The sequence below is a fragment of the Stenotrophomonas genospecies 3 genome (assembly GCF_054473855.1).
The window spans coordinates 479,074-493,915 of the sequence record NZ_JBTMUR010000002.1 but is presented as its reverse complement, the minus strand read 5'-3'; the positions used below and the strand labels follow the sequence as shown (position 1 = coordinate 493,915).

The 14,842-nt window shown below is 61.0% G+C and carries 13 protein-coding genes and 4 pseudogenes; 11 read left to right on the top strand and 6 right to left on the bottom strand.

The features are described from left to right. Positions 1–72: 72 nt before the first annotated feature. A complete protein-coding gene (locus tag ACX9OT_RS04700; RefSeq protein ID WP_014037187.1) occupies positions 73–330 on the top strand; it encodes a hypothetical protein in 258 nt (85 codons plus the stop codon). A 16-nt stretch (positions 331–346) separates the two neighbouring features. Here the strand turns inward: ACX9OT_RS04700 and ACX9OT_RS04695 are convergent, their stop codons facing one another. Next, positions 347–832 (bottom strand): TspO/MBR family protein, encoded by a 486-nt coding sequence (locus tag ACX9OT_RS04695; protein WP_459001170.1) that lies wholly within the window; start codon positions 830–832, stop codon positions 347–349. A gap of 71 nt (positions 833–903) precedes the next feature. Then, a complete protein-coding gene (locus ACX9OT_RS04690; RefSeq protein ID WP_459001168.1) occupies positions 904–3,099 on the bottom strand; it encodes an AsmA family protein in 2,196 nt (731 codons plus the stop codon). A 134-nt stretch (positions 3,100–3,233) separates the two neighbouring features. Here ACX9OT_RS04690 and ACX9OT_RS04685 point away from each other — a divergent pair, with 134 nt between their 5' ends. Next, a complete protein-coding gene (locus ACX9OT_RS04685) occupies positions 3,234–3,713 on the top strand; it encodes a GNAT family N-acetyltransferase (protein WP_262082627.1) in 480 nt (159 codons plus the stop codon). Between the two features lie 19 nt (positions 3,714–3,732). On the opposite strand, the gene ACX9OT_RS04680 is transcribed toward ACX9OT_RS04685, so the two are convergent. Then, positions 3,733–4,581 carry a helix-turn-helix domain-containing protein gene (locus ACX9OT_RS04680; protein WP_459001166.1) on the bottom strand — a complete coding sequence of 283 codons (849 nt, stop codon included), beginning with the start codon at positions 4,579–4,581 and terminating at the stop codon, positions 3,733–3,735. A gap of 89 nt (positions 4,582–4,670) precedes the next feature. On the opposite strand from ACX9OT_RS04680, the gene ACX9OT_RS04675 reads away from it, so the two are divergent. The 3 genes from ACX9OT_RS04675 to ACX9OT_RS04665 all read left to right on the top strand — a co-directional run bounded on the left by ACX9OT_RS04675 (position 4,671) and on the right by ACX9OT_RS04665 (position 7,961). Further along, positions 4,671–5,132, top strand: a complete 462-nt coding sequence (locus tag ACX9OT_RS04675) for a DUF6265 family protein (protein WP_459001164.1) — start codon at positions 4,671–4,673, stop codon at positions 5,130–5,132. A 279-nt stretch (positions 5,133–5,411) separates the two neighbouring features. Beyond that, the gene (locus ACX9OT_RS04670; RefSeq protein ID WP_180844240.1) at positions 5,412–6,266 is read left to right on the top strand and encodes a DUF8832 domain-containing protein; all 855 of its coding nucleotides are present in this window, start codon (positions 5,412–5,414) and stop codon (positions 6,264–6,266) included. Positions 6,267–6,542: 276 nt separating this feature from the next. After that, on the top strand, positions 6,543–7,961 hold the full coding sequence (locus tag ACX9OT_RS04665; protein ID WP_149908498.1) for a DHA2 family efflux MFS transporter permease subunit: 1,419 nt from the start codon (positions 6,543–6,545) through the stop codon (positions 7,959–7,961). Positions 7,962–8,454: 493 nt separating this feature from the next. Here the strand turns inward: ACX9OT_RS04665 and ACX9OT_RS04660 are convergent. Further along, positions 8,455–8,631: pseudogene (locus ACX9OT_RS04660) on the bottom strand (transposase); the annotation flags it as partial. 138 nt (positions 8,632–8,769) lie between these two features. Here ACX9OT_RS04660 and ACX9OT_RS04655 point away from each other — a divergent pair. From ACX9OT_RS04655 to ACX9OT_RS04640, 4 genes and pseudogenes are all read left to right on the top strand, one after another. Next, positions 8,770–8,865 (top strand): annotated as a pseudogene (locus tag ACX9OT_RS04655) (transposase); the annotation flags it as partial. Positions 8,866–8,912: 47 nt separating this feature from the next. Next, a pseudogene (locus ACX9OT_RS04650) lies at positions 8,913–9,113 on the top strand (integrase core domain-containing protein); the annotation flags it as partial. 528 nt (positions 9,114–9,641) lie between these two features. Next, positions 9,642–9,824, top strand: a pseudogene (locus ACX9OT_RS04645) (hypothetical protein); the annotation flags it as partial. Between the two features lie 172 nt (positions 9,825–9,996). Next, positions 9,997–10,404: an HNH endonuclease gene (locus ACX9OT_RS04640; protein ID WP_349675278.1), complete on the top strand. Its 408-nt coding sequence runs from the start codon at positions 9,997–9,999 to the stop codon at positions 10,402–10,404. Here ACX9OT_RS04640 and ACX9OT_RS04635 read toward each other — a convergent pair. After that, entirely contained in the window at positions 10,401–11,177 is a 777-nt protein-coding gene (locus ACX9OT_RS04635; protein WP_032966761.1) for a hypothetical protein, read from the bottom strand. The two genes, ACX9OT_RS04640 and ACX9OT_RS04635, sit on opposite strands and share 4 nt — an antisense overlap. A gap of 2,453 nt (positions 11,178–13,630) precedes the next feature. After that, positions 13,631–14,065 carry a mercury resistance transcriptional regulator MerR gene (merR, locus tag ACX9OT_RS04630; protein ID WP_005413387.1) on the bottom strand — a complete coding sequence of 145 codons (435 nt, stop codon included), beginning with the start codon at positions 14,063–14,065 and terminating at the stop codon, positions 13,631–13,633. A 71-nt stretch (positions 14,066–14,136) separates the two neighbouring features. Here merR and merT point away from each other — a divergent pair, with 71 nt between their 5' ends. After that, a complete protein-coding gene (gene merT, locus ACX9OT_RS04625) occupies positions 14,137–14,487 on the top strand; it encodes a mercuric ion transporter MerT (protein WP_003131974.1) in 351 nt (116 codons plus the stop codon). Between the two features lie 12 nt (positions 14,488–14,499). Further along, a complete protein-coding gene (gene merP / locus ACX9OT_RS04620; RefSeq protein WP_003131987.1) occupies positions 14,500–14,775 on the top strand; it encodes a mercury resistance system periplasmic binding protein MerP in 276 nt (91 codons plus the stop codon). Positions 14,776–14,842: the final 67 nt, after the last annotated feature.

Here is a 14,842-nt window from a genome sequence, read left to right as displayed (position 1 = left end):
CTAAGGTGAACGCACATTCCTGAGTGACCACGCCCCGTCAACCTGCAGACCTTGCCTTCAACGCCATACCGCATGCTTGCCGACAGCTGCCAGTTTGAGCTGCTGGATGTGGATGCCCTGCAGGATCCGGCCAGTGGGCGCCTGCTCCACCTGTACTCGCTGGTTGCGCGCTGTCTGTGCTGCGAAACGGTGTTCAAGGCGGAGGAAGGGCAAGGGCTGGTCAGCCACACCGCCGCGCGCGTGGTGCGATGCCCCACAGGTTGTGGCCAGCAGGCGTTCAAGCCGGCGTTGCTGCGTGCATGGCAGCCGCAGCGCGTCGCACAGGCCTGAGAGCACTGATACGGGGTCACAGCACCCCGGGATTGGCGCGCCACACCGCGAAGTTCAGCGCCGAGGCGAACGATATCCAGGCCAGGTAAGGCAGCAGCATCGCCGCCGCACCGCGATGGAGGCGGGCGAAGGCAACGATCGTTGCGCACACCAGCGCGATAAGTATCAGGATGTCGACGAAGGCCAGCGCGCCCAGCTTCCAGCCGAAGAACAGCCAGCTCCAGAGGGCATTGACGGCCAGCTGCACCAGATAGAGCACCAGGGCCGGTTGCGCGTTGCGCCAGCCGCGTTCGCGCCAGACCAGCCACGCCGCAATGGCCATCATGGCGTAGAGCAGGCTCCACACCGGGCCAAACACGCTGGCAGGCGGTGCCCAGGCAGGCAGGGCGAGGGTGGCGTAGAAGCTGGCGGCGGATGTCGATGCCCACGCGCCGACCGCCGCCGCCGCAAAAGTGAGCACGCCCCATCCCAGAAGACCCATAACCTGTGAACGCCGCTTCATTCCGTGCTGCTCCATCCTGCGTTTACCCGCTCATACGAACGGAAGCGGCCAATGGATGCATCCCGGGGCGATCAATCTGAAGAACCCGCAGCGCTTCCACTTCCGCCAGCTGGCAACAGCGAAGGGCGCTGGTCGAACCATTCTCGCGCCTTGGCCAGATGCCACTGGCGCTGTTCGCCATCAAGCTCGATGCCCGCGCCCAGCAGCCCCCAGCGCAGGTAGAGATCGCCACGCTTGCGCTGCTCCAGAAGATCCAGCCGCGCACGTACCGCCAGGCGATCATTCTCGGCCCGCAGGCCGTCGATCAGCAGATGACCCGGGCGCCAGCGCAACGTGGCCTGTGCATCGACCTGGCCGGAGTCGAGCAGCGACAGCGTCCAGCGCGGGTAGTCGGTGCGCTTGGCGAACACGGCCAGCAGGGGGCGTGCATCGCTCAGGGTCAGATCGGTGGTAGCGTCCACCTGGAACGGGGACTGCGCGTCGATGCGGCCCCGCTTGAACACAGCACGGCCTTTCCACGCGCTGCTGGAATCGGTGCCCGCCACCTGCACATTGCGCAGCTCCACGGTGGTGCCGGACAGATCGAAGTGGCGCTGGTTGAAGTCCCCGCGGCGAAGCGTCGCGTTCACGTCGACATCGCCGCCCATGTCCAGGCCTGCAACCTTCGCACTGGCGTTGCGCCCCTGCAGGCGCGCGGTGCCGTGGCCGACGCGGCCATCGGTGTCGAGCGTGGCGTCGCCGCTGAGGCTGCCGGTGCCACGCAGCAGGCGCACCTGTTGAGAGCCAAGGTAGCGGTTGTAGGCGGCCAGGTCAGGGATGGTCGCCTCGCTGAAACGCAACCGTGCGCGAACGCCCTTGCGCAGTTCCTGCAGGCGGCCATCGCCGGTAAGGTCCACGGCCAGGTCACGCCCGTCGAACAGCCGCACATCCTTCGCATCGCTGGGGCGCGCGGTGAAGCGGGGCAGCCGGATCGCCAGCTGTGCCTGGTTGGGGGTGCCGGCCTTCAGCTCGCCATGCGCGCTGGCGGTGCCGGCCAGACGCACGCCGGCCACTTCGGCCACCGCCGCGGCGGAGGGAATGTCCACGGTGCTGCCTTCGATCAGTTCGCCATTGCGCAGGCGCAGATCGGCCTTCAGGGTGCCGCCGCCGTCGAGCTGCAGCCACGGCTTGCGCACGAACAGGGCAGGGATCCAGTTGAGCGAGGTGAAGGCCCATTCGCCACGCACTGTACCGGAGCTGCGTTCCAGCAGCTGGGCAGGGTGCTGGAACGGAATCTCGCGCCCGGTGATGAGCAGGTCGGCATCGATGCCGGCGGCCGAATCCGGGCGTGGCGGCAGGCGGGCCTGCAGGCGCAGGTCGTTGGCCACATTGAGCTGCAGGGCCAGCACGCCGCGATTGGGCGCGCCATCGCCGAGGAAGAGCGGCACCTGCCAGAGCGCGTGGTCACCGGGTTGCAGCTGGCCGTCGATCAGGTGGACCGCCAGTTGCAGGCGTCCGGGCACGGGCGCGCTGGAGATCTTTGGCGTTGTGGCATCCGTATCCATGCGCAGGCCCTGGCTGCGCGCATCCACCTCAAGTTGCGCATGCAGCAGCTTCAACTTGGCCAGGCCGGGCGCCTGGTCGCGATAGTGCCGCGGATAGCTGAAGCGCGCGGTCAGATCCATGTCGCCCAGCAGCTGCACGCCGTCATAGCTGGTGTCTGCCTTGCTGAACGAGACCTCGGAATCGAACAGTTCGGACGGGCCGCCGCGCAGCTGCTTGAGGAACCCGACCGTGCCCTGGCCCTTGCCGATGATCAACAGCTTGCCCAGCCGGGCGCTGCGGATGCTGTCGCTGTGGATGGCGTCGAAACGCAGGGTCCAACCCTGGTCGCCGCGCGGGGGCGACGGAATGGCGTCCTCGACGCGACTGATTTCGGCCGACACGCCTGTGGCCTGCAATCGGGGAACCCGCACTTCGCGGCGGAACAGGGGCAGCACGGCCAAGCGAGCGCTCGCACGCTCGGCATGCAGTACGTAGACGGTGTGGTTGACGTGTCCGCGCATATGCACGTTCCAGGCAATGACGTGGCCCGGCAGCAGCGAGATGGCCGGGCCGGTGGTCATCACGAACTTGTGCGGCTTGCGGTTGGTGACCTGGTCGAACAGCGGGGTGTTGAGGAAGATGTTGCCGGCCAGCAGGTAGAGAACGTACATGCCCAGCAGGATGTAGCCAGCGACGCGCCATCGGCGGAGCCGGTGTGGGATGCGCGCGGAAGTAGGGGGCATGTACTGCTCTAAGGGCCGGAATTCACTCAACTATTGCCGAACCGATGGCGGTGGCGCGTGAAGCGGGTGCCGGCGCACTTGCTGGATTCTGCTAGTGTCCGCCTTGCCCACTATGCCGAACCGCGGGGAATTGCATGGAGATCCGAGCTGCCACCGCCGGTGACTTCGACGCCATGTGGGCGATTTTCAAGGCGGCCATTGCGACGGAGGATTCGCTTCCGTTCGCCGGCACCTTCGAGGCCGGAACCTTTCGGAGCCACTGGTTCGGGGTGCAGCCGGCCTTTGTGGCCGTTCTGGAGGGGCGCGTGGCCGGAATGTACAAGATGGGTGCCAACTTCCCGGACCTGGGCGCGCACGTCGCCAGTGCCACCTACGTGGTCGACCCGCTGACGCAAGGGCGTGGCGTCGGGCGGGCGCTGGTGGAACACAGCTTGGATCGCGCCAGATCGGAGGGGTTCCTGGCCATGCAGTTCAACTACGTGGTCAGCACCAATGCGCCAGCGGTTGAGTTGTACCGGAAGCTGGGCTTCGCCGTGGTCGGGACGCTACCGGCGGCGTTCCGGCATCGGGCGCTGGGGCTGGTTGACGTGTATGTGATGCACCGGTTCCTGTAGGACGACGCAGGGCAGGGGCTCACGGTGAGCGGGCGACACTGCTTCCACGCACGAAGGTCGCTGCCAGCCGCAGTGCATCGTTACTGCCACGATCGCCGCGCAGCGCGTCGGCCAGTCGGCCGGGCGTGACGCCGGTCCAGCGCACCAGGTCATGCGTGGCATGGGCCTGGTCGCTGTAACCGTGGCGCGCCGCAGCGGAGGCGATGCTGGTGGCTTCTCCATCCAGCGTGTGCAACAGAGCCTGCAGCCTGCAAACCCGGGCATATTCTTTCGGGGTCATGCCCACGGCCGCCAGAAAACGCGACTGCAAGCCACGCAGGGACATGCCAAGCCGCCGTGCCAGTTCGGCGATGCGCAGGTCGCCTTGCGCTGCATCCAGTTCCCCAACGGCCTGTTCGATGCGCTCGTCCAGGGTGAAACTGGCACAACATTCCCGCAGCACCTGCCAGAGGGGCTCGGGCGTACCGCTTGCCGCGCTGGCGCGTGCGGCTGCACTGAACGTTTCGGCAAAGAAGGCGTCCAGCGTGTACAGATCCGGGGCCTGGTCGCGAAGCCCGGGCAGGTGGACGCCGGCAATCAAGGCACTCGCCGCCGGCTGCAGCCGCACGCCGATGCAGAACACCGGGCCGACGGCCCGCAGACGAATCGGACCGCATTGCTGTGCGGCGAAACAGAACGGCAGATCGGAGCGGATCCGGCCGTCTGCCCCATGCAGATGCATCGGCACGCCCAGTTCCGCCAGCAACTCGCAGCGGCCATCGGGATAGATGACCTGTACGTCATGGCCGGGGGCTTCGTCCTGCAGCCACCAGAGGCACTGGACATGACGGCGCAGTTCGTCGGGGGCAGGGTGCTCGCGGTAGTCCATGCGGCATCGGACGCCATCCTGCGCATTTTTACAAGCGCCCTTGGTGGCCCTGCCGCTAGCCTGCAGCCAACCATCCAGGAGGTCAGTACATGTTGAAGTCGAAGGTGGCGTTGTTGGGCGCAGGCCTGGCGTTGGGAAGCGGCGCGGCCATGGCTGCACCGGCCGAGTTTGACTGGCTGGCCGGGCATTGGTGTGGCGGTACCGAGGAGCGCAGGGTTGATGAGGTCTGGCTGCCCGAGGCCGGCGGCGCCTTGCTTGGCATGTCGCGCACGCTGAGCCGCGGCGATATGGAGTCATTCGAGTACATGCGCCTGGTGCCTGCAGGCAAAGCGGCTGGCCTGCATGTGCAGCCCAATGGCGTGGCGCCGACCACGTTCGTCATTGCCGAACATGGCGCGAACTGGGTGGTGTTCGAGAATCTGCAGAATGACTTCCCGAAGCGCATTGAGTACCGGCGTGATGGAACGTCATTGCAAGCGAGCATTTCGGGACCGGGAGATGATGGGAAGATCCTGCGTATTCCGTTTGACTATCGACTCTGCAACTCATGACGTCGCGACGAATACTCCTACTGCCGCGGTAGCAGGGGAGGCGGGAACTGGACGTCGCCTGAGACCCGCATTCTCCGAACATGAATCCAAGCAGATGGAAAAGAAAGGCCTCCATGGATCGTATTGACATTGCCACGCTGTCAGCGCTGAAAGTAGTTGATGTGCCAATTAGCCAGGCAATCAACGTTCACACATCTGATCTGGCGAGGCCGGCCGAGGCCGGATGCCACGGTCAGTCGTTGGCACGCAGCTGGTCAATTTTCTATGGAGAAAGATCCCATGTTCATCAAAAATCTTCTTGCATTCGGCATGGCCGCCATCGGTACGACCGCGCTGCCATCCGCGGCGTCCGAGAGAGCGCTGAGAGGGCACTTCGCACTTCCGGGATCAACCGAGAAGGTGACTGCCGAAATTTCCATTGAAAAAACGGGCCCTCTTTCCCGCGAGTTACTTATCACATTCTCCGAAAAGACCACGGGTAAGCGCATAACGAAGTTCGAAGAGGAGTTGACGCAGGATCTGCATGTTCTGGCAACCGACAGCAACTTCTCCAGCTTCCTGCACGAGCATCCGGGCAAACCGGAGCCGGATGGTCGCTTCCGGGTGGCGATGAACTTCCCGAAGCCGGGCCTTTACCATGTTTTTGCTGACGCGGTTCCTGCTGGGCTTGGACAGCAGGTGGTTCGCTTCGACGTTTCAGTGGATGCAGCAACCGGCGCGTCTGGAACCGAGCCTCCCCTGTCATCCAGTGAAGGAGCCGACGGCCCCTATACAGTGCAACTGGATCAGAAGGGGTTGCAGGCGGGCAAGGAGAGCATGCTGAAACTAACGGTTCTCAAGGACGGAGAACCTGCCCAGGACCTGGGCCTGTACCTTGGCGTCCCGGCTCACGCGGTGTTCGTCGGAATTCATGACCTTGCTTACGTCCACGCCCATGCAATGTCGATCAATACACCCGAGGGCGCGCACGGTTCCCACAGAGCAGGGCATGTTCAAGCTGGCCCTATCCCAGCACAGATGATGCTCCACGCGAATCCTCCTAGACCGGGCCAATATGCGCTTTGGATCCAGTTCATGGGTAGCGGTGAGATCCGAACGGTTCCGTTGGTCGTCAATGTTGCTGAGAGTTCCTGAGACGAGCCGGGGTCTTGCTGAAGCAAGGCTTTGACAGGCCCTCTGTCGCGGCAGGTTTGAGCGTGGCCGGATTGCCTAGATGCACGTTGCTGGAAGCTACGGGCCCAGTGGCCAGTCACCCAAGCGAACGCTTGCCCTGACCTGTCGGCAGGGGGGTGCATCAACATTGATGCGCATACCTGCGCGCATGATTCCCACTGTTGACTCTGTCAACGTTGTAAGTCTGACACTCACCATCAATCGCAATTGGCGAGCACTTGATACTTGGAAGTCTCAATGCAGAAGAACATACCTGACCCGAAAAGATGGGCCGCTCTAGCTCTTCTTTGTACTGCCCAATTTATCGTTATTCTTGATACATCCATCATCGGCGTGGCCCTACCCGCAATGCAGGCTGAACTAGGCTTCAGCGCCAGTGGGCTTAGCTGGATCTTCAATGCCTATGTCATCGCATTTGGCGGTCTGCTGCTCCTGGGCGGGCGACTGGGTGACCTCTTCGGTGCGCGGAGGATATTTGCGAGCGGCTTCTTCATACTTACCGCCGCATCCCTGGTAGCGGGGCTGGCACAAAGTCAGGAGATGCTGCTTGCCGGCCGCGCCTTGCAGGGCGTTGGCGCTTCACTCATCGCGCCGTCCGCATTGATGATCCTCATGCGTCTTTTTGGACACAATGGTGCCGAACTTGGCAAGGCATTCGGCTTCTGGGGTGCCGCTGCTGCTGCCGGCGGATCTGCGGGTGTGTTTCTAGGTGGCGTCATCACCGAATGGCTGACTTGGCCCTGGACCTTCCTGATCAATGTACCGCTCGGCCTGTTGGTGCTCGCCTTGATACCGGCTGTGCTCCGCAAGTCTCCGCGCAACGCCGGCGCAGTTGATTGGTTTGGGGCGATCAGTGTGACGATTGCGCTTGTCAGTCTTGTCTTTGCCATCGTTACCATTGAAACGGCTGGATTCTATTCTCCGCAGGTTCTGGCAATGCTGGGTGTATCACTCGTTCTGTTCGCCGTCTTCTTGGTCGCGCAGTTCGTGAGGCGCGAGCCGCTTCTTCCCATGAGCATCTTCAAAGCACGAAACCTGGCGGCGGGCAACCTTGTAATGGCGCTTCTTGGCGCCGCTTGGATTCCACTATGGTTCTTCCTGAACCTCTACCTCCAGCAGATCCTTGGTCTCTCTGCGCTAGCCAGTGGCTTGGCACTTCTGCCGATGACCGGCACGATCATGATCGTGATGGTTGGCCTTTCCGGTAGGCTTATTGGGCGGTTTGGCGTGAAAGCAAACCTTGTGATCGGATTGGTGCTTATGGGTGGAGCGCTCCTGATGTTTGCGAATCTGCCGCCGGATGGTTCATTCGTGACGCACGTTCTTCCTGCTTCTCTCCTCGCCGCGTTCGGGATGGCCTTGGCGTATATTCCGACGACAATGGCAGGCATGGCTGGCGCCAAACCCGAGGAAACCGGCCTGGCTTCGGGCCTGATCAATACAACCTACCAGATTGGCTCTGCCATAGGTCTCGCTACTATGGTTGCGCTTTCTACATGGGGCTCCAGCTCTGTTGCAGGCCAAAGTGCGGAAGGTACGCTGACGGGTTTCCAGGCTGCGTTCTTGGGTGCGGCAATTGCTGCCGGCCTGGCCGCTCTGGCTGCAGTGGTGCTCGTTGGATCCAACGGTTCGAAGAGGGATGTGCCAGTGGGCTAGATGGGCTGAGGTCAGCGGATGCGGTGCGTCCGCTGACTCAACCATGATGAAATCGGGAGGGCTTCAATCAAGCTTGGATCCAATGGATCCAAGCAGGAGGGGGCGTAGCTGTGGCGGTCGAGTCCAATGGCTGAAGCCCATGACGCTGCAATGCGCGTACTGCCGGGTAGACAGGTGACTATCACCCTATCCTGGGAACAAATAGGATGCCGACTCCAGTCGAGCCTGATGGACCCATTCAGCGAGGGCGGCTCTTGTTGAGACGGTCAACTCGAACTGAACTGGCATGCCGGTCTTACGCTGCAATACGATAGCCCTCATTAGCAATGACCGCACCATGCGATACGTCTCGCAGTCGTAGGCTGATCAGATCGCAACCTCTCAGCTTTGTGTCGATCGCCAGGTTGAACAGCGCTAGGTCACGAGCACCTCCTGCAAGCTGTAGGCGCGCCCTGATCGACCAGATGTCACTGAGTGTGAGCGGCGCCTTCTGACCAGCGCCGCCGAAAGCGGCCGCTTCTGGATTCTGCGCTTCGCGCTTCCAGCGGGTTAGCAGGTTGTCGCGAATTCCCAGCTCCCGGGCCACCTGGGCGCAGCTGATGCCGGGCTGGTTCGCCTGCTCAACCGCACCGCGCTTGAACTCGGCACCGAACTTCCTACGCTTTGACATGAACACTCCTCATGGCCTGAATCGGCCTTCTTGTAAGTGTCCGTGAAAACGGGGTAGAACCCGATATATTGAGGGTAGGGGAGGGCTGCTCCCCGCTCCATGCCGAGCTGCGCTCCCCGTCCGAGATTGAGTAGCGCGTGGCGCAGCAAGTTCGGTGGCATGAGCGTGCCCGACGCCAAGCGGCTCAAGGACTTGGAGGCCGAGAACACACGCCTGAAGAAGTTGCTGGCCGAGCAGGTGTTCGAGAACGGCGCCCCCACGAGGCGGCGGCCATCGACGTGGCGAGGGTGGCGTGGGCTCACGAGAAGGAAATTGCCCAGCGCCTGATTGAGCCCGGCAAGCCGAACCAATGCGTTTACGTTGAGTCCTTCAACGGGCGGCTGCGTGTTGATTGTCTGAACGAGCATTGGTTCCCGACGTTGCTCCATGCCAGGACCAGTATCGAAAGATTGCGGCGTGACTACAACGAAGAACGGCCTAAAGTCTCCGCCACGATGGCCGACGCGAAATCTTCCAGCAGCAGCTCGCATCCCTTTGGGGGGTGACCAGTCGACCGCACTTGAACGAAAAGCCGACCTAAGGGGCGGTCGTTTCAGGGCACGCATTGATCGGGCTCCATGCCAACGTCGGAGCCGGGGGCTGGGCAAGACCCGTGCCAGCCACCGCTGCAGGAGGGTGAACATAATATACATTATGCGAAATAGTGGGTCCATCGAATCTGAGCCTTTGTAGGCTCTGTCCGATATGCCGACGCACGCGCCTGAAGCGGCCTATGACGCCTGGCTCTTATGACTGCCACAACGGAAACGCCCCAGATCCCACAGCTGTCCGCCCGTATTTCCCCACAAGGACGCCCGCGATTTCCAGATCTCCCCCAAAGATGCCCTTGATTCCTGGATCCGCACCTAAGACGCCCTCGATTTCTGGCTCCACATCCAGCTCGCCCTTGAGTTCCCAACTGCGCACCTGATCGGTCAGAGCTTGTCGCCTGCACTTCCCAGTTCCGCCAGTCGCGACATTGGTCGCAAGAACAATTAGACGAGATCTCGGGCCTGAACGTGCGAACAGTTCAGCGGGTTGAGCAGGACTACAACACCGCGACTTCCCTGGGTGACGCGCCACGCCCCGCACCACCTGCTCAAGCGCGTCGCTCGCCCCCTGACCAAGCTTTGACCTTAACTGGGCGTCGGTGACTCCCTCCCGTTCTGGTCGGCATCTGGGCCTTGTAGCGGCTCAAGCGCTGAGCTATAACGCCTTAGCCAGTCGCTATAAAGCGCCGGTGTTGTGCCCGCATAGCCAATAGGCTCCGGGTGCCCGAGGTCCACCCAATGGGGGCACGGGAATCCTTCGATTCCGGAGCCATCCATGACCGCCAAACGCCGCAGATCCCTTCGCACTTCTGCCTTCTACGCCCAATCGGGCCGTTGCTTCTATTGCGGCCTGCCGATGTGGCTCACTGCACCCTCAGAGCTCGGGCTGAAGGCCAGTAAGGCCCGAGCCTTTCAATGCACCGCCGAGCACCTGGTGGCCCAACAGGACGGGGGCAGAGACGTGTCCGGGAACGTGGTGGCCGCGCATAGCCGGTGCAACCAGGGCAGGCACCAGCGGAAGGGACCAGCCCCTTCCGCTGAAGCGTTCCGGGCGCTGGTTCAGACGCGGCTGGCAATGGGGAGATGGTGGTCCCGACTGCCATCAGGGATTGCACGTGCTTCCGTATGGCCAATTGAATTGAATCTTTGCAAGGAATCGGCAGCTGCTTGCCTGATTCGCTAGTCCACACTAGTGGCGCCCGGTTGCGGTGCTAGAACGGCGAGTCTGCTGCGAAATGGTCGCGCATTGGGCCTAACAAGGTCTGCGACCCTGTCAACACGTCCGAGAATTCCACCTGTCGCCACCTTCTCGTTCCAATATCGTTCCATCCACTCGGCTTTATCCAGGATCTTACCCGGAGCGCCTAGCAGCCTCTTGGCGATGAAATGCCGGATGAGAGCGGCCTGGCTATCGAGAATCACGACGCCCGCCCTTGGATTAGAGTCATAAGCGCTGTACGAGATCAGATAGTGGACATAGTGGCGGTCTGGCTCTTCGTCATCCCACGTCAACAGGTTGCTTAACCCCGCAGCGCGAGCATCCGATCGCACCTCTTCGCTCACGAGCACCATGGGATTGCGTGCTTCCTTACATTCCATGCGATAGGCGTCCAGCATCGCCGGTCCGAAGATCATCTGAGAATCATGATGAATGCTTCCAACTGTGAGCCCTCCACGTATCAATATATCAACCACTAGCAGGTTCTCGGCCAACATTCTGATGCAGCTCAGGATGTCGGCAAGGCCAGCAGGAGAGCGGCTGCTTGATATGACGATGCAGTCGCTGAAGTAAGTGAACAAAAGTCCTGTTGCTGGGTTGCAGCACGCTGTGTTCTTTAGTCTGTCGATGGCCTCTGCTATTTCATCAAGCTTGCTCATGTCGGCTGCCGACTCTTGGACAAGTGCGGAGAACCCGAGCATGTCGATGAAGGCGACGTACTTATCTTGGTAGAGCATGAAGAACTCCTTAGATGGTCGTGCCCATGGTGCCGAGGGCGGTTCCATTTGACCAGCGGGTGCGGGGCACGTCATAGGCCATGGAGCAATGTCAGCGACCTGGCTCGCGCACTAGTCTCGCAGAGGCTTGTTACGGCGCATCTTCGCATCGGATAGAAGCGAGCGAACGAGAGAGTTGAAGTCCATCCTGGCCCTAAAAGTTTCCTTCACCCTTGGTTAAACGAATGTCCGCTTTCGGTCAGAAGCGGACCAAAGTAGCCGGTGCTCTTCGCAGCCCGTACGCGACTTGGAGTCATATCATCAATCTGTATCAGGGCTCAGACCTAAGTGCCTGATGGTCCAATTCAGCGACACTATCCAGCTTCGGCGTCATCGCACACTTCGGGATACAGCCAGCGCGATCCGCTTATGGAACCAAACCGCACTGTGCCTTACTCTTAAGGAACATTGCCAACGGCAACCTTCGGCAATTGAATTTAGAGAATCCGGGCGGTTCATCCCGCGCGGCCCGTTAATGTCTACAGCTGTGGAGTTGTGAATGGCAGAAGATCAAGGTGGTGAAGAGGTAATTAGGGAGATAGGGAAGGCGCTAGCCCTTGCGTCTGAGCTTGATCCACAAATTGTTAGATCGCTTCGCTCCGCGATTGTTCAGGCGATGTCTGATTACGAGGACGACACGAATGCACAAGCTGCAGCCGCACTTGCGGCGGTTCTCGATTTTAGACCTGTGACGACCCAAGACGCCCTCTCGCAAACCTTGGGTGAGATCGGGAAGCTGGTCCAAGGTCTCACCGGACTGGAGGACGTTCATTACACTGTTGAGACACCAGAAGGTCGCCGAGTTCGCTCAATCCGGTCACATCTACCAACTGTATCACCCCAGCGTTTGACGGATCACGAGCAGGCAGATCTTGAGGCCTATATCGCTCGATATCTGCCACCGGACGACCCTCGCGAGGAACACGCGCCACGAGGACCGCGACTGTGACGATCAGTAAGTTAGCAATCCTCAACGCTGTGAAAGCAGCCATTTCGCGTGCTAAGGCGAGCGGGTCTCCCTACGCGCAAGGAAAGGCTTACGAACTTCGGGTGCTGCTTAGGCTTCTGCGAATCATCGATAGTGCGGGCTACAAGCTCACGTGTACCCCCAAGATGGCAGGCGTCCTGACGTTTGGAGGATCTCCATGCAAAGCAAACCATCCGGATCACGATTACATCAGTGGATCTACGTCTACTGAGAAGCTCGAGATTAGGATTTCAGTGCAGGTCACCACACTAAGCCATAGCTGGAAAGGCACGACGGTGGTCAAAGCGGCTGACCGTCACGAGATTGACGTCGGTGTATATCGTCCGATTAAGACCCGTCGCTATCCCGCATTTACGGAGTTACTTCTTGGGGTCTCGTGCAAGACTGGCGGCTGGAACAAGGCGTACGTCCGCGAGGCGCTAGGTATGCGTAGGGAGCTAGGATTCCTCACATCACCTAGGACGAGCTTGACGAGCTCAGCTCCGTGGTTCATCGCAACAGTTCCCTGCGATCCTCCGGTTCCCTTTGCCTTGTACGCGACCAACGCTGGGTCCGCCGTGTATGCGTCGTTGGCAGCTTTGGGGCTCTACGTCGAGCACTACAAGGGGTAGCGGAAACAGGCTTTGGAGTACGGATCAACTCAGGTGTGTCGAGAACGATGCCCGCTTTGGGTCGAAGGCGGATGCCATCACCGGGCCGGTCGCCGCCCAATGTCCGCTTCCGGCCAGAAGCGGACATCCACCCTGCCCTCGATAAACATCCCAAATCCACGGACGACCTTGGTCTGCTTTGGCCTTCTGCCTTAGGGCCAGACCTGAACTTCGATTTCAGCCCCTAGCGTATTTGACTCCCGCGACCTAGATCTCTCCTAGATCCTTGAGCAGGGCTTGCCCCTTCTGCAGAAACCCAACTAGCAGTCGACCTCCTGCTACTTTCCGGCCCAATTGCCCATTGAGGTAGCTGACCTGGAGACGCGCATGGGCCAGCAGATCCACCTGGGCCATGCTAGGGGTCGCGGCCTGGAGCGGTTCGCCCGGCGACGCCATCTGCCCCCCGATCGGCTGGACAACGCAAGGGCGCCGGCTGTCACTCTTCGCATACGCCGTGGCCATCATCCGGCCGTTCTTCAACGACCATCCACCAAGCACCAACTCGGTCCCGAGTTGCTCGATCGGCAATCCCGCTTCGCTAACCGCTTTCTCAAAGTTCGGCCAGAGTTGGTCCACCACCAGCCCTAGCTCGGCAGATAGCTGTTCTATTGTGAAATCTGCGCGGAAGCTGGCCTGCAGTGCAAGCTCGTAGATGCGGAGGAAGGGGGAACCGCAGAATTCGGAAAAAATCGTACGCTAAGCTAACGGTGTTCTCGTGACAGCTCTTTGACTAGGCTTTCTAAGGGGTCGTCTCAGAAAACGGAAAATAAAGCACGCTAAGGCATAGCCGAACCTGCCAAGCTTGCTCCACCCTGTAGTGACGCGATCAGCGGGCAGGAAACGTTCCCCCTTCGCGCATGGCAGGCGCGCACCAACTCAGACAGCACGGCCTCCATGCGCGCCAGGTCAGCCATTTTCTCGCGCACGTCCTTGAGCTTGTGCTCGGCCAGACTGCTGGCTTCCTCGCAATGGGTGCCATCCTCCAGCCGCAGCAGCTCGGCGATCTCATCCAGGCTGAAGCCCAGCCGCTGGGCTGATTTCACGAAGCGCACCCGCGTTACATTCGCCTCGCCATAGCGGCGGATGCTGCCATAGGGCTTGTCAGGCTCCAGCAACAAGCCCTTGCGCTGATAGAAACGGATGGTCTCCACATTGACCCCGGCCGCCTTGGCGAAAACGCCAATGGTCAGGTTCTCCAAATTGTTTTCCATATCGCTTGACTCCGTACATGAGTACGGAAGTAAGGTTACGCTATCCAATTTCAATTCGAAAGGACAAGCGCATGTCTGAACCAAAAACCGGGCGCGGCGCGCTCTTCACTGGAGGGCTTGCCGCCATCCTCGCCTCGGCTTGCTGCCTCGGGCCGTTGGTTCTGATCGCCTTGGGGTTCAGCGGCGCTTGGATCGGCAACTTGGCGGTGTTGGAACCCTATCGCCCCATCTTTATCGGCGTGGCGCTGGTGGCGTTGTTCTTCGCCTGGCGGCGCATCTACCGGCAGGCAGCGGCCTGCAAACCGGGTGAGGTCTGCGCGATTCCCCAAGTGCGAGCTACTTACAAGCTCATTTTCTGGATCGTGGCCGCGCTGGTTCTGGTCGCGCTCGGATTTCCCTACGTCATGCCATTTTTCTACTGATCGGAGTTCACCATGAAGAAACTGTTTGCCTCCCTCGCCCTCGCCGCCGTTGTTGCCCCCGTCTGGGCCGCCACCCAGACCGTCACGCTGTCCGTACCGGGCATGACCTGCTCCGCCTGCCCGATCACTGTCAAGAAGGCGATTTCCAAGGTCGAAGGCGTCAGCAAAGTTGACGTGACTTTCGAGACACGCCAAGCGGTCGTCACCTTCGACGATGCCAAGACCAGCGTGCAGAAGCTGACCAAGGCAACCGCAGACGCGGGCTATCCGTCCAGCGTCAAGCAGTGAGTCACTGAAAACGGCACCGCAGCACAACGGACGTCATTGTCTGGCGCCACAAACGATAAAGGATCTG